This is a genomic window from Streptomyces sp. NPDC052299 (assembly GCF_040679335.1).
In the GTDB taxonomy this organism is placed as follows: Bacteria; Actinomycetota; Actinomycetes; order Streptomycetales; family Streptomycetaceae; genus Streptomyces.
This window is the reverse complement of sequence record NZ_JBFAUP010000010.1, coordinates 280,791-304,871: the sequence shown is the minus strand read 5'-3', so window position 1 is coordinate 304,871 and position 24,081 is coordinate 280,791. Positions and strand designations below refer to the sequence as shown.

The 24,081-nt window shown below is 72.3% G+C and carries 24 protein-coding genes; 17 read left to right on the top strand and 7 right to left on the bottom strand.

Going from position 1 to position 24,081, the window contains the following annotated elements:
- The first annotated feature begins 94 nt into the window (after positions 1-94).
- Together AB0L33_RS19735 and AB0L33_RS19730 are read left to right on the top strand one after the other, a co-directional pair.
- Positions 95-763, top strand: coding sequence for a GntR family transcriptional regulator (locus AB0L33_RS19735; protein ID WP_365683070.1), 669 nt, complete (start codon positions 95-97; stop codon positions 761-763).
- Positions 764-795: 32 nt separating this feature from the next.
- On the top strand, positions 796-2,010 hold the full coding sequence (locus tag AB0L33_RS19730; RefSeq protein WP_365683039.1) for an amidohydrolase: 1,215 nt from the start codon (positions 796-798) through the stop codon (positions 2,008-2,010).
- 176 nt (positions 2,011-2,186) lie between these two features.
- On the opposite strand, the gene AB0L33_RS19725 is transcribed toward AB0L33_RS19730, so the two are convergent.
- Positions 2,187-4,547, bottom strand: coding sequence for a Tex family protein (locus tag AB0L33_RS19725; protein WP_365683038.1), 2,361 nt, complete (start codon positions 4,545-4,547; stop codon positions 2,187-2,189).
- A 152-nt stretch (positions 4,548-4,699) separates the two neighbouring features.
- Positions 4,700-5,557 carry a hypothetical protein gene (locus AB0L33_RS19720; RefSeq protein ID WP_365683037.1) on the bottom strand — a complete coding sequence of 286 codons (858 nt, stop codon included), beginning with the start codon at positions 5,555-5,557 and terminating at the stop codon, positions 4,700-4,702.
- A 133-nt stretch (positions 5,558-5,690) separates the two neighbouring features.
- On the opposite strand from AB0L33_RS19720, the gene AB0L33_RS19715 reads away from it, so the two are divergent.
- Both AB0L33_RS19715 and AB0L33_RS19710 read left to right on the top strand, forming a co-directional pair.
- On the top strand, positions 5,691-6,656 hold the full coding sequence (locus AB0L33_RS19715) for a GlxA family transcriptional regulator (RefSeq protein WP_365683036.1): 966 nt from the start codon (positions 5,691-5,693) through the stop codon (positions 6,654-6,656).
- Positions 6,657-6,679: 23 nt separating this feature from the next.
- A complete protein-coding gene (locus tag AB0L33_RS19710) occupies positions 6,680-7,315 on the top strand; it encodes a DJ-1/PfpI family protein (RefSeq protein ID WP_365683035.1) in 636 nt (211 codons plus the stop codon).
- On the opposite strand, the gene AB0L33_RS19705 is transcribed toward AB0L33_RS19710, so the two are convergent.
- Complete coding sequence (locus AB0L33_RS19705; RefSeq protein ID WP_365683033.1) at positions 7,302-8,063, bottom strand: enoyl-CoA hydratase/isomerase family protein; 762 nt, start codon at positions 8,061-8,063, stop codon at positions 7,302-7,304. The two genes, AB0L33_RS19710 and AB0L33_RS19705, sit on opposite strands and share 14 nt — an antisense overlap.
- 77 nt (positions 8,064-8,140) lie before the next feature.
- On the opposite strand from AB0L33_RS19705, the gene AB0L33_RS19700 reads away from it, so the two are divergent.
- Both AB0L33_RS19700 and AB0L33_RS19695 read left to right on the top strand, forming a co-directional pair.
- A complete protein-coding gene (locus tag AB0L33_RS19700; RefSeq protein ID WP_365683032.1) occupies positions 8,141-8,785 on the top strand; it encodes a DUF308 domain-containing protein in 645 nt (214 codons plus the stop codon).
- Positions 8,786-8,918: 133 nt separating this feature from the next.
- Positions 8,919-9,374 (top strand): ATP-binding protein, encoded by a 456-nt coding sequence (locus AB0L33_RS19695; protein WP_365683031.1) that lies wholly within the window; start codon positions 8,919-8,921, stop codon positions 9,372-9,374.
- A gap of 18 nt (positions 9,375-9,392) precedes the next feature.
- Here AB0L33_RS19695 and idi read toward each other — a convergent pair whose 3' ends face one another.
- The 4 genes from idi to AB0L33_RS19675 all read right to left on the bottom strand — a co-directional run bounded on the left by idi (position 9,393) and on the right by AB0L33_RS19675 (position 12,201).
- Positions 9,393-9,986 (bottom strand): isopentenyl-diphosphate Delta-isomerase, encoded by a 594-nt coding sequence (gene idi, locus AB0L33_RS19690; protein ID WP_365683030.1) that lies wholly within the window; start codon positions 9,984-9,986, stop codon positions 9,393-9,395.
- Positions 9,987-10,112: 126 nt separating this feature from the next.
- Positions 10,113-10,619 (bottom strand): N-acetyltransferase, encoded by a 507-nt coding sequence (locus AB0L33_RS19685; RefSeq protein ID WP_365683029.1) that lies wholly within the window; start codon positions 10,617-10,619, stop codon positions 10,113-10,115.
- A 102-nt stretch (positions 10,620-10,721) separates the two neighbouring features.
- Positions 10,722-11,660 (bottom strand): cation diffusion facilitator family transporter, encoded by a 939-nt coding sequence (locus AB0L33_RS19680; protein WP_365683027.1) that lies wholly within the window; start codon positions 11,658-11,660, stop codon positions 10,722-10,724.
- 406 nt (positions 11,661-12,066) lie between these two features.
- Positions 12,067-12,201, bottom strand: coding sequence for a hypothetical protein (locus AB0L33_RS19675; RefSeq protein WP_365683025.1), 135 nt, complete (start codon positions 12,199-12,201; stop codon positions 12,067-12,069).
- Between AB0L33_RS19675 and AB0L33_RS19670 the strand changes: the two genes are divergently transcribed.
- The 11 genes from AB0L33_RS19670 to AB0L33_RS19620 all read left to right on the top strand — a co-directional run bounded on the left by AB0L33_RS19670 (position 12,139) and on the right by AB0L33_RS19620 (position 24,032).
- Entirely contained in the window at positions 12,139-13,848 is a 1,710-nt protein-coding gene (locus AB0L33_RS19670; protein ID WP_365683068.1) for a DUF5941 domain-containing protein, read from the top strand. The genes AB0L33_RS19675 and AB0L33_RS19670 overlap by 63 nt on opposite strands.
- Positions 13,845-14,582: a phosphocholine cytidylyltransferase family protein gene (locus tag AB0L33_RS19665; RefSeq protein ID WP_365683023.1), complete on the top strand. Its 738-nt coding sequence runs from the start codon at positions 13,845-13,847 to the stop codon at positions 14,580-14,582. The genes AB0L33_RS19670 and AB0L33_RS19665 overlap by 4 nt, the downstream gene beginning before the upstream one ends.
- A complete protein-coding gene (locus AB0L33_RS19660; RefSeq protein WP_018100152.1) occupies positions 14,570-15,631 on the top strand; it encodes an iron-containing alcohol dehydrogenase family protein in 1,062 nt (353 codons plus the stop codon). The genes AB0L33_RS19665 and AB0L33_RS19660 overlap by 13 nt, the downstream gene beginning before the upstream one ends.
- On the top strand, positions 15,609-16,388 hold the full coding sequence (locus AB0L33_RS19655) for a CDP-alcohol phosphatidyltransferase family protein (protein WP_365683021.1): 780 nt from the start codon (positions 15,609-15,611) through the stop codon (positions 16,386-16,388). Before AB0L33_RS19660 ends, AB0L33_RS19655 begins: the two co-directional genes overlap by 23 nt.
- A gap of 8 nt (positions 16,389-16,396) precedes the next feature.
- The gene (locus AB0L33_RS19650; RefSeq protein ID WP_365683066.1) at positions 16,397-17,269 is read left to right on the top strand and encodes a glycosyltransferase; all 873 of its coding nucleotides are present in this window, start codon (positions 16,397-16,399) and stop codon (positions 17,267-17,269) included.
- 106 nt (positions 17,270-17,375) lie between these two features.
- A complete protein-coding gene (locus AB0L33_RS19645) occupies positions 17,376-18,305 on the top strand; it encodes an ABC transporter permease (RefSeq protein ID WP_365683019.1) in 930 nt (309 codons plus the stop codon).
- Positions 18,298-19,083 (top strand): ABC transporter ATP-binding protein, encoded by a 786-nt coding sequence (locus AB0L33_RS19640; protein WP_365683017.1) that lies wholly within the window; start codon positions 18,298-18,300, stop codon positions 19,081-19,083. The genes AB0L33_RS19645 and AB0L33_RS19640 overlap by 8 nt, the downstream gene beginning before the upstream one ends.
- A 440-nt stretch (positions 19,084-19,523) precedes the next feature.
- Positions 19,524-20,444 (top strand): squalene synthase HpnC, encoded by a 921-nt coding sequence (hpnC, locus tag AB0L33_RS19635; protein ID WP_365683015.1) that lies wholly within the window; start codon positions 19,524-19,526, stop codon positions 20,442-20,444.
- A 29-nt stretch (positions 20,445-20,473) separates the two neighbouring features.
- Positions 20,474-21,394 carry a presqualene diphosphate synthase HpnD gene (gene hpnD / locus AB0L33_RS19630; RefSeq protein ID WP_365683013.1) on the top strand — a complete coding sequence of 307 codons (921 nt, stop codon included), beginning with the start codon at positions 20,474-20,476 and terminating at the stop codon, positions 21,392-21,394.
- A 149-nt stretch (positions 21,395-21,543) separates the two neighbouring features.
- A complete protein-coding gene (gene hpnE / locus AB0L33_RS19625; protein ID WP_365683011.1) occupies positions 21,544-22,932 on the top strand; it encodes a hydroxysqualene dehydroxylase HpnE in 1,389 nt (462 codons plus the stop codon).
- A complete protein-coding gene (locus AB0L33_RS19620; protein ID WP_365683009.1) occupies positions 22,929-24,032 on the top strand; it encodes a polyprenyl synthetase family protein in 1,104 nt (367 codons plus the stop codon). The genes hpnE and AB0L33_RS19620 overlap by 4 nt, the downstream gene beginning before the upstream one ends.
- The last annotated feature ends 49 nt before the right edge of the window (positions 24,033-24,081 follow it).

The following is a 24,081-nucleotide window of genomic DNA, read 5'->3' as shown; positions in this document are numbered from 1 at the left end:
AACAGACACTCAAGGTCGCTTCTGACCCGAGTAAAGCCTGATCGATCCCGGCAACCGTAGCGCTTGGCATACCAAGTGCTACGGTTGCCGAGTGATGACTCAAGCGGGCGACCCCGCCGCCTCGCACGCCGACCACGCCGAGCGGGCGATCCGCGCCGGCATCCTGTCCGGCGCGCACCCGCCCGGCTCACGGCTGCGCGAACGCGAGCTCTCCGAGAGCCTGGGCGTCTCCCGCATCCCGGTCCGCGAGGCGCTCACCCGCCTGACCGGCGAGGGCCTGGTCGTCATGGAGCCGCGCCGGGGCGCCTCCGTACGCGACCTCTCGCTGCGGGACGTCGCCGAACTCTTCGACCTCCGCCTCAGCCTGGAGGTCTTCGCCGCCCGCCGGGCCGCCGAGGCATGCGCGGCCGGGGGAGACGGGGAGCCGCTGCGGGCGGCGATGGAGGCGGCGGAGGCCGCCACCGCGCGCGGCGACGCGGCCGAGATCCCGGCGGCCAACACCGCCCTGCACGCGGAGATCGTCGCGATGACCGGCAACCGGCTGCTCCGGGACGCGCTGCAGCCCTCGCTCGGCCTGGTGCAGTGGCTGTTCAGCCTCACCGGGGGCCGCGACCCCCGCGTCCAGTGCGCCGAGCACCGGGACATCTGCGCCGGGATCCACGCGGGCAAGCCGGACCTGGCCGCGGCGCTCGCCTACGCGCACATCGAACGGGGGCGGGAGCCGTCGTTGACGGCGTTGTCCGGAATCCTCCCGCCCGAATGACACCCCACACACCCGCACAGGAGATGCGCCACATGCTGATCAGCGACGTCCGTCCGTGGGGCGGAGAGCCCAGCGACCTCATCGTCGAGGACGGGGTGATCACCGCGATCACCCCGCACGACCCGGCCCGGGCCGCCACGGAGGACACGGTGGCCGGCAGGGGACGACTCGCCCTGCCGTCGTTCTCGGACGTCCACTGCCACCTGGACTCCACGCGGATGGGCCTGCCCTTCCGTCCCCACACGGGCGCCCCCGGCGTCTGGGGCATGATGATGAACGACCGCGAGCACTGGCGCGAGGACGAGTGGGACGTCGCCCGCCGGGCCACGTACACCCTGGGCCGGATGATCGAGCGCGGCACCACCCGCGTACGGAGTTACGCGCAGATCGACGCGGACTGCGGCCTCGAGCGGTTCGAGGGCGTACTCGCGGCGAAGGAGGCGCACGCCGGGCGGTGCGAGGTCGAGATCATGGCGTTCCCGCAGGCGGGCCTGCTCCGCGAGAAGGGCGTGCCGGAACTGATGGACCGGGCCCTGGCCTCCGGCGCCGCGGTGGTCGGCGGCATCGACCCGTGCACCCTGGACCGCGACCCGGTACGCCATCTCGACATCGTCTTCGGCCTCGCCGAGCGCCACCACGCCCCGGTCGACATCCACCTCCACGAGCCGGGCGCGCTCGGGGTGTTCAGCGTCGACCTGATCCTCGAGCGGGTGCGTGCCCTGGACATGGCGGGCCGGGTGACCATCTCGCACGCCTACGACCTGGGCTCGGTGAGCGAGGCGACGACGCGCCGCCTCATCGAGGAGTTCGCCGAACTCGACATCGCGATGGCGACCGTGGCCCCCGCCCGCCACCACTCCCTGCCCCTGGCCGACCTGACCGCCGCGGGCGTCCGGGTGGGCCTCGGCGAGGACGGCCAGCGCGACTTCTGGTCCCCGTACGGCAACGGCGACATGCTGGACCGCACCTGGCAGCTGGCCTTCACGAACGGCTACCGCGCGGACGACCTGATCGAACACGCGGTGGCCGTGGCCACGATGGGCGGCGCGTCCATCCTCCAGGAAGGACCTCCTCGCCTGACGTCCACCACGGACCGCCCGGGCGTGACGGTGGGCGCGACGGCGGACCTGCTCCTGCTGGAGGGGGAGACGGTGACGTCGGCGGTGATGGACCGGAGCGAGGACCGCACGGTGCTGCACGAGGGCCGAGTGGTATCGGACGCCTTGACTCTCAGCCGCGCTGCGTAGCACCCATCCCGGCGCGAAGTCCCTGCCCCTTCGCCCCACCCACCCCGGCGCGAAACCAAGCCCCGCCGGCGTTTGAGGCGCGGGGTCCGGGGCAGAGCCCCGGTTTCGGGAAGGGGCGGGGTGGGGAACAGGCCCGCCGCAGGCGCAACGAACCCGCACCCCACCCCGCCGCCCACCTATTCGCCCTTCAACAGCCCCGCCCGCCGCAACGCGTCAGCCATGGCCCCACTGGCCGGAGCCGCCGCAGGCGCGGACCGACCGCCGCCGCCACGGGACTGGCGACCACCACCCCCGCCCCCCTGCCGAGGCCGGGGCGGCCGGCCGCCCCGTTCGCTCCCCGAGGGCGCCGCGCGGCCCCCGGCCGGCTGCTCGTCGTCCAACCGCAGCGTCAACGAAATCCGCTTCCGCGGAATGTCGACCTCCATCACCTTCACCCGCACCACGTCCCCCGGCTTCACCACGTCCCGGGGATCCTTCACGAACGTCCGCGACATCGCCGACACGTGCACCAGCCCGTCCTGGTGCACCCCGATGTCCACGAACGCCCCGAACGCGGCGACGTTCGTCACGACGCCCTCCAGCACCATCCCGGCCGCCAGGTCGCCGATCTTCTCGACGCCCTCCTTGAAGGTGGCGGTCTTGAAGGCGGGGCGCGGGTCGCGCCCGGGCTTCTCCAGCTCCTTCAGGATGTCGCTCACCGTCGGCAGCCCGAACTTCTCGGACACGAAGTCGTCGGCCCGCAACGACCGCAGGACACCCGTGTTGCCGATCAGCGCGGCCACGTCCCCGCCGGTCTTCTTCACCATCGCGCGCACGACCGGATACGCCTCCGGGTGCACGCTCGACGCGTCGAGCGGGTCGTCGCCGCGGATGCGGAGGAAGCCCGCGCACTGCTCGTACGCCTTCGGGCCCAGCCGGGCCACGTCCTTCAGGCTCTTGCGGGACCGGAAGGGCCCGTTCGCGTCGCGGTGCGCCACGATGTTCTCGGCGAGCCCCGAGCCGATGCCGGAGACCCGGGAGAGCAGCGGCGCGGACGCGGTGTTGACGTCGACGCCGACCCCGTTCACGCAGTCCTCCACGACCGCGTCCAGCGACCGGGAGAGCTTCACCTCGGACAGGTCGTGCTGGTACTGCCCGACACCGATCGACTTCGGGTCGATCTTCACCAGCTCGGCCAGCGGGTCCTGGAGCCGGCGCGCGATCGAGACGGCGCCCCGCAACGACACGTCCATGCCGGGCAGTTCCTGCGAGGCGAACGCCGAGGCGGAGTACACCGAGGCCCCCGCCTCGGAGACCATCACCTTGGTCAGCTTCAGCTCCGGATGCTTCGCGCACAGCTCACCCGCGAGCTTGTCCGTCTCCCGGGACGCCGTGCCGTTGCCGATGGCGATCAGCTCGACCCGGTGCTCCCGGGCCAGCCGTTCCAGCGTGGCGAGCGACTGGTCCCACTTGTTGGCCGGGACGTGCGGGTGGATGACGTCGGTCGCGACGACCTTCCCCGTCGCGTCCACGACGGCGACCTTCACCCCGGTACGGAAACCGGGGTCGAGCCCCAGCGTGGCCCGGGTCCCGGCCGGCGCGGCGAGCAGCAGGTCGCGCAGGTTCGACGCGAAGACGCGTACCGCCTCGTCCTCCGCCGCGGTCCGCAGCCGCAGCCGCAGGTCGATGCCGAGGTGCACCAGAATCCGGGTCCGCCAGGCCCACCGCACGGTGTCGGCCAGCCACTTGTCGCCGGGGCGCCCCCGGTCGGCCACGCCGAAGCGCCGGGCGACCATGTTCTCGTACGAGGAGGGGCCGGGGGTCCCGGACGGCTCCTCCGGCTCCAGGACCAGGTCGAGCACGTCCTCCTTCTCGCCCCGGAGCATCGCGAGGACCCGGTGCGAGGGCAGCGCGGTGAACGGCTCCGCGAAGTCGAAGTAGTCCGCGAACTTGGCGCCCGCCTCCTCCTTCCCGGTCCGCACCCGGGCCACCAGCCGCCCGCGCGTCCACATGCGTTCGCGCAGCTCGCCGATCAGGTCGGCGTCCTCCGAGAAGCGCTCCGTGAGGATGGCGCGGGCGCCCTCCAGGGCCGCCGCCGGGTCCGCGACGCCCTTGTCCGCGTCCACGAACGCCGCGGCGGCCGCGAGCGGTTCGACCGACGGGTCGTCCAGCAGGCCGGAGGCGAGCGGTTCGAGTCCGGCCTCCCGGGCGATCTGCGCCTTCGTCCGCCGCTTCGGCTTGAACGGGAGGTAGATGTCCTCCAGCCGCGCCTTCGTGTCGGCGGCCCGGATCTGCGCCTCCAGCGCCTCGTCCAGCTTGCCCTGCTCCCGTACGGATTCGAGGACCGCCGTGCGGCGCTCCTCCAGCTCCCGCAGATACCGCAGCCGTTCCTCGAGCGTGCGCAGCTGCGCGTCGTCGAGCATCTCGGTCGCTTCCTTGCGGTAGCGCGCGATGAACGGCACGGTGGACCCGCCGTCGAGCAGCTCGACGGCCGCCTTCACCTGTCGCTCGCGTACGCCGAGCTCCTCGGCGATCCTGCCTTCGATGGACGTCGTCACGGTTCTACCGACTCGCCTTCTCCTGCTGGCTGTGCTGGTCGGGCCCCGGACCGCCGCTGGGACGGCCCCGGAGCCACACGTCCTGCATTGTGCCGGGTGGCCGGGCGCCGTGTCGCCCGGCCACCCCAGGGAGCGGCCGCGGTTTTTACCGGTCAGCCCGTCGCGCTCGCCGGGAAGGCGCCCGCCGCCGCGGCCGTGGCGAGGAAGCCGCGCCCCAGCTCGGTCAGCCGGGCCACACCCGGCCCGCCCAGGTGCTCGTACGGCCCCAGGTCCATCCGGTCCGTGGTCTCCTCCAGCCCCTTGCGCAGCTCGGCGCCCGCCTCGGTGAGCTCGCCGTCCGCCGTGAGCAGCCCGCGCCCGCGCAGTCGCTCCGACGCGTCCTCCCAGTCGGCGCGCCGCCAGCCCCTGCTGGCCAGGATCCAGCCGATGGCCATGCCCTTGCCCGTCGCGGTGTGGCTGACCAGCGCTTCGAGCGGGTCGAGCTCCGCGCTGAGGAGCGCGGCGAGGTGGGCGTCGCCCCGGTGCTCGCGGAGCAGCGCCGCCGCGTGCCAGTACGCCAGGTGCGGTTCGTCGGGGACCGGGAGACCGGCGTGCGCGGCGTACAGCGGCCGGGCGTGCCGGGTGCAGCCCTCCGTGGCGCGCAGGGCGAGCCGCGCCGCCTCGGCCATCTCGGGCGAGGCGATGATCTCCTCACCGAGCAGCCGGCGCAGCGTCGCGTCGGCGGCCCGCAGCCGCGCGTCCAGCACCTTCGCGGGCGAGGCGATGTCCCAGACCGCGGGCACGTGCTGGGCCACGAGCGCGTGGTTGAAGTTGTAGAAGGTCGCGGTCACCGTGTCCGCCCCGACCGCGCCCATGGCGGCGGCGCGGGTGGCGAAGTAGGCGGCGGAGGGATCGTCGATCCCGATCCCGCCGAGCTCCTTGCCGAGGTCGGGGGAGAAGTAGAGCGAGGAGTGCAGCGGGTTCAGGGCGTTGTGGCAGCGCCGGCCGGCCCGAGGCGGGAGAGTACTCATACCCGCACGTTACCGACTGGTTGGTACGGGCAGAAGCCCTGGAACCACGTGAGCTGTGCCGCAGGCGGCGATGGCAGAAAAGGTGGGGAACCCGTCATTGCGGCCACCTCGAGGGCCGCCCAGGATGGCGGACATGAAGCAGCGATCCGTGCTCGTCGTCCTCTTCGACGGCATCCAGAGCCTAGACGTCACCGGGCCCATGGAGGTCTTCGCCGGAGCCTCCCGCTTTCCGGACGTCTCGTACGAGCTGCGCACCGCCTCGCTGGACGGCGCCCCGGTCCGCTCCTCCTGCGGCCTCACTCTGGTCCCCGACGGCGGCCTCGCCGACGCGCCGACGCCCCACACCCTCCTCGTCCCCGGCGGCGCGGGCACCCGGAATCCCGACCCCGCGCTCGTCCACTGGCTCCGCGCGCACGGGCCGCTGCCGGAGCGGCTGGTCTCCGTGTGCAGCGGGGCGCTGCTGCTGGCGGCGGCCGGACAGCTGGACGGCCACCGGGCGACGACGCACTGGAACGTGTGCGAGAAGCTGGCCCGCGAGCACCCCGCCGTCGAGGTCGACCCCGAGCCGATCTTCGTACGCGACGGCAGGATCGCCACCTCCGCCGGAGTCACCGCGGGCATCGACCTCGCGCTGGCCCTGGTCGAGGAGGACCACGGACGGGACGTCGCCCTCACGGTCGCCCGGCACCTCGTCGTCTTCCTGCGCAGGCCGGGCAGCCAGTCCCAGTTCAGCGCGCAGCTCAGCGCCCAGACGGCGCGCCGCGAGCCGCTGCGCGAGGTGCAGCACTGGATCACCGAGCACCCGGGCGCCGACCTCTCCGTCGAGGCCCTGGCCGCCCGCGCCCGCCTCTCACCCCGCCACTTCGCCCGCGCGTTCCAGGCGGAGACCGGCACCACGCCCGGCCGGTACGTCGACCGGGTCCGCCTCGAACACGCCCGCCGGCTCCTGGAGGACACCACCGACGGGGTCGCCGGGATCGCCCGCAGCTGCGGCTACGGCACCCCGGAGGCGATGCGCCGGGCCTTCGTCAAGGCGCTCGGCGCGGGCCCGGCCGAATACCGCCGCCGCTTCGGCGCCCACACCGCAGACCACTCCTGACCCACCCGAGAGACAGGAAGACCATGCAGATCGCCATCGCCCTCTTCGACCGCTTCACCGCGCTGGACGCCGTCGGCCCGTACGAGATCCTGTCCCGCGCCCCCGGCGCCGAGACGGTCTTCGTCGCCGAGCGCGCGGGTGCGGTACGCAACGACAGCGGCACGCTCGAACTCGTCGCCCACCGCACCTTCTACCAGGTGCCCGCCCCCGACCTGGTGATCGTCCCCGGCGGCCCCGGACAGCACCACCAGATGGAGAACGAGAACCTGCTCGGCTGGCTCCGCCGCGCCGACGAGGCCACCACCTGGACGACCTCCGTGTGCACCGGATCGCTGCTGCTGGCGGCCGCGGGGCTCCTGAAGGGGCGCCGCGCCACCTCGCACTGGCTGGCGCTCGACCAGCTGAGGAGCCACGGCGCCGAGCCCACCGGCGAACGCGTCGTCTTCGACGGCAAGTACGTCACCGCCGCCGGGGTCTCGTCCGGCATCGACATGGGCCTCGCCCTGCTGGGCCGCATCGCCGGCGACCGGACCGCCCAGGCCGTGCAGCTCCTGACCGAGTACGACCCCCAGCCGCCCTACGCGGCGGGGTCGCCGGACAAGGCACCGGCCGACCTGGTCGAGGAGTGGCGGGGCCGCAGCCGCTTCATCCTTCAGTAGGCGCCCAGCTGAAGCGGGGCGCGCGGCGTTCCAGGAAGGCGGCGGCCCCCTCCGCGGTGTCGCCGCTGCCCCGTGCCTGCCCGGCCCAGTAAGCGTCCCGGTCCTCGCGCCCGGCCGTGAACTCCTTGGCGGAGGCCTGGGTCAGCCGCGACCGCGACACCAGGGTGCGCGCATAGGCGGCGACCCGCTCGTCCAGCCCGTCCGCCGGCAGCACCTCGTCCACCAGGCCCGTCCGCAGCGCGCGCTCGGTGTCGACCAGCTCACCGGAGAACAGCAGGTGCTTGGCCGTCGCCGGGCCCGTGAGGGCGACGAGCCGGCGGGTGGACGAGGCGGGGTAGACGACGCCCAGCTTGGCCGGGGTGACCCCGAACAGGGCGCCTTCCGCGGCGAACCGCAGATCGCAGGCGGCGGCGAGCTGGCTCCCGCCGCCCACGCAGTACCCGCGCACCGCCGCGAGCGTCGGCAGCGGGAACGCGGCCAGCGCCTCCTCGGCCGCCACGGCCAGGCTCTGCGGGTCGCTCCCGGGGGCCCGCAGCGAGGAGATGTCGGCGCCCGCGCAGAAGGTGTCGCCCGCGCCCGTCAGGACCAGGGCGCGCACGGAAGGATGCGCGGCCAGCTCGTCGAGCAGGACCGGCAGCGCCTCCCACATGGCGGTCGTCATCGCGTTGCGCTTGGCCGGGTTGCTGATGACGACGGTGGCGACCCCGTCCGCGACGGTGTGCTCCAGCCGGGGTTCCGTACGGTCCATGGCCGGATGCTATCCGTGGGGTCCGAACCTACGATCAAGAAGGGGTCGCGAAAACAGGCACACCCGAGGAGCCCCACGTGGACGGTCCCGAACGCGAAGGCAGGAAGCTCCACCGCAGCTTCGGCGGTCTGGCCCTGCTCGGCGTCCTGCTCGTCGTCGCCGGCCTGGTCGGCCTCGTCTACACCGGCGTGGCGACGCTCACCTCGATGATCCTGTTCGGCTGGCTGCTCCTGATCGGCGGCCTGGTCGGCCTGGTGCACGCCGTCCAGTCGCGCGGCACCAGCTACTTCTGGCTCGGGGTCGTGGTCGCCGCACTGAACATCGCCGCCGGCCTCGTCGTCATCCGGCACCCGCACGGCACCGCCGAGGCGCTGACCATGTTCGCCGCGCTGCTCTTCCTGACCGGCGGGGTCTTCCGGCTCGTCGGCAGCGTCGTGGTGCGCGGCCCGCAGTTCGGCTGGACGCTGCTCCAGGGCGCCTTCGGGCTGCTCCTCGGCCTGCTCGTCCTCTTCGACTGGCCGCACAGCAGCCTCTACGTGCTCGGCTGCTTCTTCTCGCTCGCCCTCCTCTTCGACGGGCTCGGGCTCATTGCCGTCGGGATCGGCGGGCGGCGCATCGTCTCGATGGTCTCCGAGCGGATGGCACCGGGAAGCGACAAGGGAGACAAGGGAGAAGGAACGGACGCGCTCACCCAGGACGGTCAGAAGGGGTCCGAAAGCTGAAGCTTCCGCGCGAATGAAGTCGAGTTCGGTCAATAGGAGTCGACTTCTGTTCAATAGCGCGGAGCGAAGCAACCTTGCCCGCCACCCTGTACTCGACGTGAAGTCACTTCGAGTGGAGAGCGGGTACCGGACTATGGAGAGCCGCGGGAGCACCCCCGCCCGGCCCGTGCCGTACGAAGGGGTCTGGCGCTTCACCGCCCCGGCCTCGGACGTCTCCGTACCCCAGGCCCGGCACGCCGTACGCGATCTGCTGAAGCGCCAGAACGTGCCGATCGAGGACGACATCGCCCAGGGCCTGCTGCTCATCGTCTCCGAGCTGGTCACCAACGCCGTCAAGCACGCCGCGCTGCTCTCGCCCGAGCTCGCCGTGGAGGTCGCGGTGGGCGAGGACTGGGTCAGGGTGTCCGTCGAGGACAACCACCCGTACCGCCCGACGGCCCTGGAGACCGACTACGCGCAGACCGGAGGCCGGGGCCTGCTGCTGGTCCGGGAGATCACCCGGGAAGCGGGCGGCACCTGCGACGTCGAGCACACCGCGGGCGGCGGCAAGGTCATCTGGGCGGCCCTGCCGCTGAGCGCCGCCCTCTGACCCTCCGCCGCACCCGGCCTACCAGCCGGCGCCGTCCCCGGTCAGCTCGCGGATCGCCGGCCGGGCGGCGTCCAGCACGGTCATGAACCACGCCGAGAACGGCTCCCGGGCGTGCCGCTCGGCCAGCTCCGCAGCCGTCACGAAGGCCGTCCCGCCGACCTCCTCCGGATCGGGCCGCAGCCGCTCCTGCGCGAGGCCCACGAAGAGGTGGTTGAACTCCTGCTCCACCAGGCCCGACGCCGGGTCCGGGTGGTTGTAGCGGACGGTGCCCGCCTCGGCCAGCAGCGAGGGCGAGATGCCCAGCTCCTCGTACGTACGCCGGGCGGCGGCGGCGAAGGGCGCCTCACCCGGGTAGGGGTGGCCGCAGCACGTGTTGGACCAGACACCGGGGGAGTGGTACTTGCCCAGGGCGCGCTGCTGGAGCAGCAGCCGGCCCTGCTCGTCGAAGAGGAACACGGAGAAGGCACGGTGCAACTGGCCGGGCGCCTGATGGGCGGCGAGCTTCTCCGCCGTGCCGATGGTGGTGCCGTTCTCATCGACCAGTTCGAGCATGATCGCTTCCGCTGTGCCGTTCGACGAGGTGTTCGCCGCGGTGACTGGTGTGGTCGGCATACCCATCCTTCGCTGTGGTCCCGGCCCCGTGCAGCCGGTCCCGTCGAGTCTGCTCAAGTCTGCCGTACAAAAGCGGCTTGTCCGTACTTAGGGTCCTGGCATGTCCGCCCGGCCACGGCCGGTTCCTCAGACCCCGAAGGCGGCCGGATACTCAATCGTGCCCATCGGGACCGGCGCGGAATCATCGAGCACCAGCGCCATCATGGCCTCGTCCGGAACCTCGAAGGACGGCCGGATTCCGTACTGCGAGGCCGGTACGAAACCGAACCTCGGGTAGTACTCGGGGTGCCCGAGGACCAGCACCAGCCGCTCTCCGTACCACCGCGCCGCCTCCAGCAGGCCCCGCACCACGGCCGAGCCGGCGCCGCGGCGCTGGTACTCCGGCGCGGTGGCGACCGGCGCCAGGGCGAGGGCCGGCGCACCACCGACCCGGCAGCGGGTCAGCAGGGCGAACGCGGCGACCGATCCGTCGGGCGACTCGGCGACGTACGAGAGGCCGGGCATCCAGGCGTCGGGGTCCGCGCGCAGCGCTTCCACCAGTGCTGCCTCCGCCTCCGTCGGGAACGCGGCGGCGTTCACGGCGTGGACGGCGGGGATGTCGTCCCGCATCTCGGGACGGACGGGCCAGGTCATGTCGGTCAACGTGGGGACCCTCAGGTGGGCGGGCACCGGCCGGCAGGCCGGTTCTTACACGTCCGCGAAACCCTACACCTCGGAACGCGGACGGACCGGGGCTCAGTGGCAGAGCCTCGCCTCGTGCTCCGCGTGCCCGCTCGGCTCCAGCTGGAAGGTGCAGTGCTCCACGTCGAAGTGGTCGCCGAGGCAGCCCTGGAGCTCGTGCAGCAGCTTCTCGTGGCCGATCGAGTCGAGCAGGTCCTGCTGCACCACCACATGGGCGGAGAGCACCGGCATCCCCGAGGTGATCGTCCAGGCGTGCAGATCGTGGACGTCCAGCACGCCGGGCAGCGCCGTGATGTGGTCGCGCACCTCGGCCATGTCGACACCGGCGGGCGCCGCCTCCAGGAGCACGTTCAGGGTCTCGCGCAGCAGCCGCACCGCACGCGGGACGATCATGAACCCGATGACCAGCGAAGCGATGGGGTCCGCCGCCTGCCAGCCGGTCGCCATCACGATGCCCGCCGAGACCAGCACGGTCACCGAACCCAGCGTGTCCGCCAGCACCTCCAGATAGGCGCCGCGCACATTGAGGCTCTCCTGCTGCCCGCGCGTCAGCAGCGACAGCGACACCGCGTTCGCGACGAGACCCACCAGGGCGAAGGCGATCGTGAGCCCGCCCCGGGTCTCCGTCGGATCGATGAAGCGCTCCACGGCCTCGAAGAGCAGATAGCCGCCCACCCCGAGCAACAGGCAGCAGTTGGCCAGGGCCGCCAGGATCTCCGCCCGGGCGTAGCCGAAGGTGCGGTTCGGGCCGGCCGGCCGGTTCGCGAAATGGATCGCCAGCAGCGCCAGGCCCAGCCCCAGCGCGTCCGTCGCCATGTGGGCCGCGTCGGCGATCAGCGCCAGGGAGCCGGACAGCACACCGCCGACGATCTCCATGACCGTGACGGCCAGGGTGATGCAGAGCGCGATGCGCAGCCGTCCCCTGTGCGCGGCGGCCGCCGTGCCGGTGAGCGCCGGCCCGTGCGCGTGTCCGTGATCGTGCCCTGCCCCCATGGGGACGCCTCCCGGTCGTCTCGCGGACCCGGGCTTCCGGCCCGGGCCCTGCCAGTCAACTACGGGTGGGGGGTATCGGGCAACACGGCACTGAACACCGTTGTCATTGGCTCTGACCTGCGGAAACGTGCGCAGGTCAGAGCGCTGTCGCGGCGGAGGGCCACCCGGCTTTGTCAGGCGGGGCGGCCATCGACAATGATGATCGCGGGCGGAGCGCGTGGCCCGGCCCCACCCGGAACGGGGCGCGAACGGGCAGTGAACTCGCGCTTCCGTTCATCCGATAGCCTCTGCCGACATGCCGCCGGCCGCTTCTGGCCGCACTGTCGCGTGCCGATCCGTGTCAGCACCCAAGGAGTGAGTTCGTCTGTCGACCGCCATTCTCACAGGTGCTCCGCTGCCCGGATCGTCACTGGAGGACGATCTGCGGTCGCTGGGCTTCGACGTCCGGGCAGCCGCCGACGTCACCGAAGCGGCCACCCTGCTGGCCGCCGTTCCTGCGGCCCACCGCGTCGCCCTGGTCGACCCCCGCTTCGTCGGCCACCGCCACGCCCTGCGGCTCGCCCTGACCGACCCCCGCTTCCCCGCGGCGGCCGTGCCCGGCGCCCTCACCGCACAGGCCGAGGCGCGCCCGGCCCTGGTCGATGCCCTGCGCACCACCACCGACGCCGTCGGCGCCGGAGTGCCCGCGGGCGGCACCGCCACCGTCACCGACCGCACGGTGCCCGGCCGGCTCGCGGCGGCCATGGAGGCCGGGGGCACCGAGGTGCAGCGCCCCGAGCTGGGCTCGCTCGTCGCCACCGTGCCCGCCGACGAGGCCGGCCGCGCCGCCGCCCGCTCGGACGTCGAGGCCGTGGACGACGAGGCGGTCCGGCTGCGCAGCGCGGTGAAGGCCCGCGACGGCTTCTTCACCACCCACTTCATCAGCCCGTACTCGCGCTACATCGCCCGCTGGTGCGCGCGCCGGGGGCTCACCCCGAACCAGGTCACCACCGCGTCCCTGCTCACCGCGCTGATAGCGGCCGGCTGCGCGGCCACCGGCACCCGGGGCGGCTACGTGGCGGCGGGCATCCTGCTCCTGCTCTCCTTCGTCCTGGACTGCACCGACGGGCAGCTCGCCCGCTACTCGCTCCAGTACTCCACGATGGGCGCCTGGCTGGACGCCACCTTCGACCGCGCCAAGGAGTACGCCTACTACGCGGGCCTCGCCCTCGGCGCCGCCCGCAACGGCGACGACGTCTGGGCGCTGGCGCTCGGCGCGATGGTCCTCCAGTCCTGCCGCCACATCATCGACTTCTCGTTCAACGAGGCCAACCATGACGCGGTGGCCAACTCCAGCCCCACCGCCGCTCTCTCCGACAAGCTCGACAGCGTCGGCTGGACGGTGTGGCTGCGCCGCATGATCGTGCTCCCGATCGGCGAGCGCTGGGCGATGATCGCCGTCCTCACCGCCGTCACCACCCCGCGCATCGTCTTCTACGCCCTGCTCATCGGCTGCGCCTTCGCCGCCTGCTACACCACCGCGGGCCGCCTGCTGCGCTCCCTGACCCGCAAGGCCCGGCGCACCGACCGCGCCGCCCGGGCCCTCGCCGACCTCGCGGACTCCGGCCCGATCGCCCAGCTGATCGCCGCGCGGGGGCCAAGGATCGGCGGCGCCTGGACCGCGCCCGCGGCCGCCCTCGTCGGCACCGGCGCGCTGATCGCCGCCGCGCTCCAGCAGCCCTTCGGCAGCCGCCAGACGATCATCGCCGCCGCCTTCTACGCGGTCTGCTCCGGCATCGCGGTGGCCCGCCCCCTCAAGGGCGCACTCGACTGGCTCGTGCCCCCGGTCTTCCGGGCCGCCGAATACTGCACGGTCCTGATCCTGGCCGCCCGCAGCGACATCGACGGGGCGCTCCCCGCGGCCTTCGGACTGGTCTCGGCCGTCGCCTACCATCACTACGACACGGTGTACCGCATCCGAGGCGGCACCGGCGCCCCGCCCCAGTGGCTGGTGCGCACGATCGGCGGACACGAGGGCCGGACCCTGGTCGTGGCCGTGCTCGCCGCCGCACTCACCGGAGCCTCCGGTTTCGCCACGGCGCTCACCGTGCTCGCCGTGGCCGTGGCGGTGATCGTGCTGGTGGAGTCCATCCGCTTCTGGGTGTCCTCCGGGGCGCCCGCCGTTCACGACGAAGGAGAACCCGCATGATCGGCCTCGTACTGGCAGCCGGCGCAGGACGGCGCCTGCGCCCCTACACCGACACGCTGCCCAAGGCGCTCGTGCCGGTGGACGGCGACAAGACGATCCTCGACCTCACGCTGGCCAACTTCGCCGAGATCGGGCTCACCGAGGTCGCGATCGTCGTCGGCTACCGCAAGGAGGCCGTCTACGCGCGCAAGGAGGAGCTGGAGGCCACGTACGGCCTGAAGCTCACCCTCGTCGACAACGACAAGGCCGAGGAGTGGAACAACGCCTACTCCCTGTGGTGCGCCCGCGAGGAGCTGAAGCGCGGCGTCATCCTCGCCAACGGCGACACCGTGCACCCGGTCTCGGTCGAGAAGACCCTGCTGGCCGCCCGGGGTGACGGCAAGAAGATCATCCTCGCCCTCGACACGGTGAAGTCCCTCGCCGACGAGGAGATGAAGGTCGTCGTCGAGGACGGCAAGGGCGTCCGCCGGATCACCAAGCTGATGGACCCTGCCGAGGCCACCGGTGAGTACATCGGCGTCACCCTCATCGAGGGCGAGGCGGCCGAGGAGCTGGCCGACGCGCTGAAGGCCACCTTCGAGCGCGACCCGGACCTCTACTACGAGGACGGCTACCAGGAGCTCGTCAACCGCGGCTTCACCGTGGACGTCGCCCCCATCGGTGACGTGAGCTGGGTCGAGATCGACAACCACGACGACCTCGCGAAGGGCCGGGAGATCGCGTGCCGGTACTGACCCGACTCATCCCGTCCCCGGTCTTCGTGGACATCAGCCGGGGTGCCATGCACGACCTGGCCGGTCTCCTCGCCGACCAGCGGATCTCCGCCTCCGGCAAGCTCGCCATCGCGATCAGCGGCGGCTCCGGGCTCGCCCTGCGCGAGAAGCTGGCCCCGGCCCTGCCGGGCGCCGACTGGTACTGCGTCGCCGGCGGCAACATCGACGCCGCGGTGCAGCTGGCCGACGACATCAAGGGCAAGCGCTACGACGCCGTGGTCGGCCTCGGTGGCGGCAAGATCATCGACGTCGCGAAGTACGCCGCGGCCCGGGTCGGCCTGCCACTGGTCTCGGTCGCCACGAACCTCGCCCACGACGGCCTCTGCTCGCCCGTCGCCACCCTGGACAACGACAACGGCCGGGGCTCCTACGGCGTCCCCATGCCCATCGCCATGGTGATCGACCTGTCGGTGATCCGTGCCGCCCCCGACCGCTTCGTGCGCTCCGGCATCGGCGACGCGATCTCCAACATCTCCGCCATCGCCGACTGGGAGCTGTCGCACCAGGTCAACGGCGAACAGATCGACGGACTCGCCGCCGCCATGGCCCGTACCGCCGGCGAAGCCGTCCTGCGCCACCCCGGCACCGTCGCCGACGACGAGTTCCTCACCGTCCTCGCCGAGTCGCTGGTGCTCTCCGGCATCGCCATCTCGATCAGCGGCGACACCCGGCCCTCGTCCGGCGCCTGCCACGAGATCAGCCACGCGTTCGACCTGCTCTTCCCGAAGCGGGCCGCCAGCCACGGCGAGCAGGTCGGCCTCGGCGCCGCCTTCGCCATGCACCTGCGCGGGGCCGTGGACGAGTCCGGCCTCTTCGCCGACGTACTGCGCAGGCACGGCCTGCCGGTCACGCCGGAGGAGATCGGCTTCACCGCCGACGAATTCGTCCAGGCCGTCGAGTACGCGCCCCAGACCCGTCCGGGACGCTTCACGGTCCTGGAACACCTCAGCCTCTCCACCGACCAGATCAGGGACGCGTACGCCGACTATGCCAAGACCATCAGTAGCTGAACTCCGCCCGGTCGTTCACCCGCCGGGCGTCAAGGACCGGCGCAGCGGTGAACACTGGGCGGGCCGGATATACATGCGCGAGGTCTCCCTGCGCATCGACCGGTACCTGGTGAACACCAAGGTCACGCCCAACCAGCTGACCTACCTGATGACGCTGGCCGGTGTGCTGGCCGCCCCCGCGCTGCTCGTCCCGGGCATCTGGGGCGCGGTGCTCGGCGTCGTCATGGTCCAGCTGTACCTGCTGCTCGACTGCGTGGACGGCGAGATCGCGCGCTGGAAGAAGCAGTTCTCGCTGGGCGGCGTCTACCTCGACCGGGTCGGCGCCTACCTCTGCGACGCGGCCGTCCTCGTCGGCTTCGGCCTGCGCGCCGCCGACCTGTGGGGCACCGGCCGCATCGACTGGCTGTGGGCCTTCCTCGGCACGCTCGCCGCGCTCGGCGCGATCCTGATCAAGGCCGAGACGGACCTGGTCGGCGTCGCCCGCCACCAGGGCGGACTGCCGCCGGTCAAGGAGTCCGCGTCCGAGCCGCGCTCCTCCGGCATGGCGCTCGCCCGCCGGGCGGCCGGCGCCCTCAAGTTCCACCGGCTCATCCTGTGCGTCGAGGCGTCCCTGGTCATCCTGGTCGCGGCCGTCCTGGACGAGGTGCGGGACGACTTCTTCTTCAGCCGTCTCGCGGTCGCGGTCCTGGCGGGCATCGCCCTGCTCCAGACCCTGCTGCACCTCGTGTCGGTCCTGGCATCGAGCAGGCTGAAGTGAGCACACCCATGAAACTCGGCGCGGTCATCATCACCATGGGCAACCGCCCGGCCGAGCTGCGCGCCCTGCTCGATTCGGTCGCCGCCCAGGAGGGCGACCGGATCGAGGTGGTCGTCGTGGGCAACGGCTCGCCCGTCCCCGACGTCCCCCCGGGCGTCCGCACCGTCGAGCTGCCCGAGAACCTCGGCATCCCCGGCGGCCGGAACGTCGGCATCGAGGCCTTCGGGCCCTCCGGCGCCGACGTGGACGCCCTGCTCTTCCTCGACGACGACGGGCTGCTGCCCCTCACCGACACCGCGGAGCTGTGCCGCAAGGCGTTCGCCGAGGACCCCCGGCTCGGCATCATCAGCTTCCGCATCGCGGACCCGGAGACCGGGGTCACCCAGCGCCGCCACGTGCCCCGGCTGCGCGCCGCCGACCCGATGCGCTCGTCCCGCGTGACGACGTTCCTGGGCGGCGCCAACGCGGTGCGCACCCGGGTGCTGGCCGAGGTCGGCCCGCTGCCGGGCGACTTCTTCTACGCGCACGAGGAGACGGACCTCGCCTGGCGGGCGCTGGACGCCGGCTGGCTGATCGACTACCGCGCGGACATGGTGCTGCACCACCCCACCACGGCCCCGTCCCGCCATGCCGTCTACCACCGCATGGTGGCCCGCAACCGGGTCTGGCTGGCCCGGCGCAACCTCCCCGCGCCCCTCGTCCCGGTCTACCTCGGGGTGTGGATGCTGCTGACCCTGCTGCGCAGGCCGTCCGGCGAGGCGCTGAAGGCGTGGTTCGGCGGATTCCGGGAAGGCTGGCGGAAGCCCTGCGGACCGCGCCGCCCGATGAAGTGGCGTACGGTGTGGCGACTGACCAGGCTGGGCCGCCCTCCGGTCATCTGAGATGCTCCCCTCTGGGAGCATGAGGCGTATTTTTCTTGTCGGGACCTGTCCGCCCTGAGCCGCGCCCGCGACTGGCTGCGCATTTCGAATACGAGAGTTTCTTCTGGTGAGTGACACAACCCATGGCGGCGCGGTTGCGGTGAGCAGCCCGCCATCAGCCGACGACGGCCTGAGCGCGGCCGAGCTGGCCGCGAAGTACGGCCTTGCGGTCAGCGGTGCCCGGCCCGGACTCCTCGAGTACGTGCGCCAGCTCCAGGGGCGACGCCATTTCATCCTGGCGTTCTCCCGGGCCAAGCTGACCGCCCAGTACAGCCAGGCGAAGCTGGGCCAGCTGTGGCAGGTGGCGACCCCGCTCCTGAACGCGGCGGTCTACTTCCTCATCTTCGGGCTGATCCTCGGCACGAAGAAGGGGATCCCGCAGGAGGTCTTCATCCCGTTCCTGGTGACCGGGGTGTTCGTCTTCACCTTCACGCAGAGCTCGGTGATGGCCGGCGTGCGCGCGATCTCCGGGAACCTCGGCCTGGTCAGGGCCCTGCACTTCCCGCGCGCCTCGCTGCCCATCTCCTTCTCGCTCCAGCAGCTCCAGCAGCTGCTGTACTCGATGATCGTGCTGCTCGCGGTCACGGTCGGATTCGGCAGCTACCCGCGGCTCTCCTGGCTGCTGGTGATCCCCGCCCTGGTGATGCAGTTCTTCTTCAACACCGGACTGGCGCTCGCCATGGCCAGGATGGGCGCCAAGACCCCCGACCTGGCGCAGCTGATGCCGTTCGTCATGCGCACCTGGATGTACGCCTCCGGCGTCATGTTCTCCATCCCGGTGATGCTGGCGGACAAGCCGGCCTGGATCACCGACGTGCTGCAGTACAACCCGGCGGCCATCTACATGGACCTGGTCAGGTTCGCGTTGATCGACGGATACGGCTCCGAGAACCTGCCGGACCACGTCTGGGCGGTCGCCCTCGCCTGGTCGATCGTGGTGGGCATCGTGGGCTTCGTGTACTTCTGGAAGGCAGAGGAACGGTACGGCCGTGGCTGACGACAACACCGCGGGGCGCGTCCCCACCGTGATCGCCGACGACGTGCACATCGTGTACCGGGTCAACGGCGGCGGCGGTGGCAAGGGCAGCGCCACCGCCGCACTGAGCCGGATCCTGCGCCGCGAGAAGGGCGAGGAGCGCGGCGTGCGCAAGGTGCACGCCGTACGCGGGGTCACCTTCACCGCCTACCGGGGCGAGGCGATCGGGCTCATCGGGACGAACGGCTCCGGCAAGTCGACGCTGCTCCGCGCCATCGCGGGGCTCCTGCCGACGGAGAGCGGCAGCGTCTACACCGACGGCCAGCCCTCGCTGCTCGGCGTCAACGCCGCGCTGATGAGCGATCTGACCGGCGAGCGGAACGTGGTGCTCGGCGGTCTCGCGATGGGCATGAGCCGCGAGGAGATCCGCGAGCGCTACGAGGAGATCGTGGAGTTCTCCGGCATCAACGAGAAGGGCGACTTCATCACCCTGCCGATGCGCACCTACTCCTCCGGCATGGCCGCACGCCTCCGCTTCTCCATCGCGGCGGCCAAGAACCACGACGTCCTCATGATCGACGAGGCGCTGGCGACCGGTGACCGCAAGTTCCAGATCCGCTCCGAGGCGCGGATCAGGGAACTGCGCAAGGAGGCCGGCACGGTCTTCCTGGTCAGCCACAGCAACAAGTCGATCCGGGACACCTGCAACCGGGTCCTCTGGCTGGAGAAGGGCGAGCTCCTGATGGACGGTCCGACCGAGGAGGTCCTGCGGGCCTACGAACGGGAGACCGGCAAGTAGGACGCCCCGCGTCGCACGGCACACGGCCCCCGCCGGACCCTTCCGGCGGGGGCCGCGCCATGTCCGGATCGCGGACCGGAGTCCGGACATCCGCGCCTCGTCGTACGGCGGCCGTCGCGATCTCCTACCGCCGGATGACGTGAACGGGCTCCGGCGGGAGGAAAGTTGACGCGGGCCACGGGTCCGGTGCCGCACGGCCCCGTACCCCGGCGTTTGGATGAGCGTTGTACAACGTAAGCTGTACCGGTGCTGATTCGCCGCAAGTGGGGCGATACCGCCTGGGGGACGGCCGGGAGCCGTCCTCGGCACTCGGCAGGGCGGGCGGCGTGTCCGGAATGGGGTATTTTGGGTCAGCAGTGTAGAACGGGAGTTGTGACGGCTATGACGGAAGATCTCCCGCTCCGAGGTGCTCACGCCGTCCCCGCGCAGGGCGGTCCGCAGTGACCCGTACCCGGCAGGCGCGGCCCGATGCCGCCGCATCCGGAACCCTCGGCAAAGCAGCCCACGAGAACTTTCCGGTCGCCCCCTTCTTCCTGCCGCGCGCCTGGCGCGACGACCTCATGGCCGTCTACGGCTTCGCCCGGCTCGTGGACGACATCGGCGACGGCGACCTCGCCCCGGGCGGCGCCGACGCCGTACACCTCGGCCTCGACCCGGCCCAGAGCGACGACAGGCTCGCGATGCTCGACGCGCTCGAGAGCGACCTGCACCGCGTCTTCGCGACCACCGGCGAGACTCCGCACCACCCGTTGATGCGGGCGCTCCGCCCCACCGTCCGGCGTCGCACGCTCACCCCCGAGCCGTTCACCGGCCTCATCGAGGCCAACCGGCAGGACCAGAAGGTCCGCCGCTACGGCACCTACGAGGAACTGCTCGCCTACTGCGAGCTCTCCGCCAACCCCGTCGGCCGCCTCGTCCTCCAGCTCACCGGGACCGCCAGCCCCGAACGGCTGCGCCGCTCCGACGCCGTGTGCACCGCACTGCAGATCGTGGAGCACCTCCAGGACGTCGCCGAGGACCTGGGCCGCGACCGCATCTACCTCCCGGCCGAGGACATGGCCCGGTTCCACGTCGGCGAGGCCGACCTCGCGGCGCCGACCGCGAACGCGTCGGTCCGCTCCCTGATCGCGTACGAAGCGGAACGCGCCCGGGATCTGCTGAATGAAGGCACCCCCCTGGTGGGTAGCGTCCACGGCAGGCTCAGGCTGCTTCTCGCCGGATTCGTGGGAGGAGGACGCGCCGCCCTCACCGCGATCGCGGCCGCCGGATTCGACGTACTGCCCGGACCGCCCGGACCCACCAAGCCCAGCCTGCTGCGCGAAGTGGGAGTTGTCTTGCGAAAAGCGCGTAGAGAGGGGTGAGCCGGACCGTGGAGGGACAGACGACGTACATGTCGGCACCGGTACAGGCCGCTTACAGTTACTGCGAGGCCGTCACCGGACAGCAGGCGCGTAACTTCGCGTACGGCATCAGGCTGCTGCCGGCCGAGAAGCGACAGGCCATGTCGGCCCTGTACGCGTTCTCCCGCCGGGTGGACGACATCGGCGACGGCGAACTGGAGCCGGACACCAAGCGCGTCCGCCTGGAGAGCACCCGCACCCTGCTCGACCGCGTCCGCGCCGGCAAGGTCGAGGAGGACGACACCGACCCGGTCGCCGTCGCGCTCGCCGACGCCGCCCGCAGGTTCCCGCTGCCCCTCGACGGGCTCGACGAACTCATCGACGGCGTCCTCATGGACGTGGAGGGCGCCGCCTACGAGACCTGGGACGACCTCAAGGTCTACTGCCGGTGCGTCGCCGGAGCCATCGGGCGCCTGAGCCTCGGCGTGTTCGGCACCGAGCCCGGCGCCCCCGGCGCCGAACGGGCCCCCGAGTACGCCGACACGCTCGGCCTCGCCCTCCAGCTCACGAACATCCTGCGCGACGTCCGCGAGGACGCGGGCAACGGCCGCACCTACCTGCCCGCCGACGACCTCGCCAAGTTCGGCTGCTCCGCGGGCTTCCAGCGGGCCACCCCGCCGCCCGGCTCCGACTTCGCGGGCCTCGTCCACTTCGAGGTCCGGCGCGCCCGCGCCCTGTTCGCCGAGGGCTACCGGCTGCTGCCGATGCTCGACCGGCGCAGCGGCGCCTGCGTGGCGGCCATGGCCGGCATCTACCGCAGGCTCCTCGACCGCATCGAGCGCGACCCCGAGGCGGTGCTGCGCGGGCGCGTCTCGCTCCCGGGCCACGAGAAGGCGTATGTCGCGGTGCGCGGCCTCTCCGGCCTCGACGCCCGGCACATCTCACGGCGCACGGCCCGAGGGCGTGTCTGAATGCGCCTCAGGTACATCTCGCGCACCATGTGCATCAAGGACGATCGTGGCGGACGGCGGGCAACCCCCGCCCGGACCGCCGCGTCCCTGTCTGGGCAGGACCGATCCGAGCAGCGCCGATGGGCAAGCACCCGGCGAGAGGGGGACGCATGAACGACCACGCGTCGCGTCCGTCGCGCGCCGTCGTGATCGGCGGCGGGCTCGCCGGTGTCACGGCGGCCCTGCGCCTCGCCGATGCCGGGCTTGACGTGACCCTGCTCGAAGGGCGGCCCCGGCTCGGCGGCCTCGCCTTTTCCTTCCGCCGGGGCGAGCTGACGGTCGACAACGGCCAGCACGTCTACCTGCGGTGCTGCACCGCCTACCGCTGGTTCCTCGACCGGGTCGACGGTGCCCGCCTGGCACCGCTGCAAAACCGTTTGGACGTGCCCGTCCTGGACGTCGGGCGGCCTTCCGGGCCCCGGCTCGGACGGCTGCGCCGCAACGCGCTCCCGGTCCCGCTGCACCTCGCCGCCGGTCTCGCCGGGTACCCGCACCTCTCCCTCGCCGAACGCGCCGGAGTCGCCCGCGCCGCGCTCGCCCTCGGCCGGCTCGACCCGGACGACCCCGCTCTCGACGCCGAGGACTTCGGCAGCTGGCTCGCCCGGCACGGCCAGTCACCGCGCACCATCGAGGCGCTGTGGGACCTCGTCGGCGTCGCCACCCTCAACGCCACCGCCCCCAACGCCTCGCTCGGGCTCGCCGCGAAGGTCTTCAAGACCGGGCTGCTCTCCGACGCGGGCGCCGCCGACATCGGCTGGGCCGCCGTACCGCTCGGGGACATCCACGACACGATGAGCCGCAAGGCCCTCGACTCCGCCGGTGTCCGCACCGAACTACGCACCAAGGCCCACGGTCTCGCCCGCACCGAGGACGGGCACTGGACGGTGGACACCGGCGCCGAAAGGATCGAGGCGGACACCGTCGTCCTGGCCGTGCCGCAGCGCGAGACCCACGCCCTGCTGCCCGAGGGCGCGCTCGACGCACCGGACGAGCTCCTGGAGATCGGTACGTCCCCGATCCTCAACGTGCACGTCGTCTACGACCGCAAGGTGCTCAAGCGGCCCTTCTTCGCCGCGCTCGGCTCCCCGGTCCAGTGGGTCTTCGACCGCACCGAGGCGTCCGGCCTCACCGGACCGGGGCAGTACCTCGCGGTCTCCCAGTCCGCGGCCGGCGAGGAGATCGACCTGCCCGTCGCCGAGCTGCGCGCCCGCTACCTGCCGGCGCTGGAACGGCTGCTCCCCGCGGCCCGCGGCGCCGGCATCCGGGACTTCTTCGTCACCCGCGAGCGCACCGCGACCTTCGCGCCCGCGCCCGGCGTCGGCCGGCTGCGCCCCGGGACGCTCACCCGCGCCCCCGGACTCTTCCTGGCAGGTGCCTGGACCGCCACCGGCTGGCCCGCCACGATGGAGGGTGCGGTCCGCAGCGGCGCGGGTGCCGCGGACGCCGCGCTCCTGGCGCTCGGCCGCCCCCACGAACATCCGCTGCAGGAGGCGGCATGAGCAGTACCACCGGAACAAGAGGAGAGTCAGTGACCCCGGCGAATCCGGCTTCCGACACCGTGGCGGACACCACGGACGTCACCGCGCTTCTGGAGCGCGGACGGGCCCTTTCCACGCCGGTGCTCCGCGCCGCCGTCGACCGGCTCGCACCGCCCATGGACACCGTGGCCGCCTACCACTTCGGCTGGATCGACGCCCAGGGCAGGCCCGCAGACGGCGACGGCGGCAAGGCCGTCCGCCCGGCCCTGGCCCTGCTGTCCGCCGAGGCGGCCGGCGCCGCGGCCGAGGCCGGTGTCCCCGGCGCCGTCGCCGTCGAACTCGTGCACAACTTCTCTCTGCTGCACGACGACCTGATGGACGGCGACGAGCAGCGCCGCCACCGCGACACCGTCTGGAAGGTGCACGGCCCCGCCCAGGCCATCCTGGTCGGCGACGCCCTGTTCGCCCTGGCCAACGAGGTCCTGCTGGAGCTCGGCACGGCCGAGGCCGGCCGGGCTGCCCGGCGGCTGACCACGGCGACCCGCAAGCTCATCGACGGGCAGGCCCAGGACATCTCCTACGAGCACCGCGAGCGCGTCACCGTCGAGGAGTGCCTGGAGATGGAGGGCAACAAGACCGGCGCCCTCCTCGCCTGCGCCTGCTCCATCGGCGCGGTGCTCGGCGGCGCCGACGACCGCACCGCCGACGTCCTGGAGGCGTACGGCCACCACCTCGGGCTCGCCTTCCAGGCGGTCGACGACCTGCTCGGCATCTGGGGCGACCCGGAGTCCACCGGCAAGCAGACCTGGAGCGATCTGCGCCAGCGCAAGAAGTCCCTGCCGGTCGTCGCCGCGCTCGCCGCGGGCGGACCGGCCTCCGAGCGGCTGGGCGAGCTGCTTGCCGCCGACGCCAAGAGCAGCGACTTCGACAGCTTCTCCGAAGAGGAGTTCGCCGCCCGTGCGGCGCTCATCGAGGAGGCGGGCGGTCGCGAGTGGACCGCCCAGGAGGCCCGTCGTCAGCATGCGGTCGCCATAGAGGTGCTGCACGGCGTCGACATGCCGCAACCCGTGCGGGCGCAGCTCACCGCGCTCGCGGACTTCGTCGTCGTACGAAAGAGATGATCACCATCTGGTCCATATGACTCGCAGTCGCCGGCCGGCGCCCCCACGG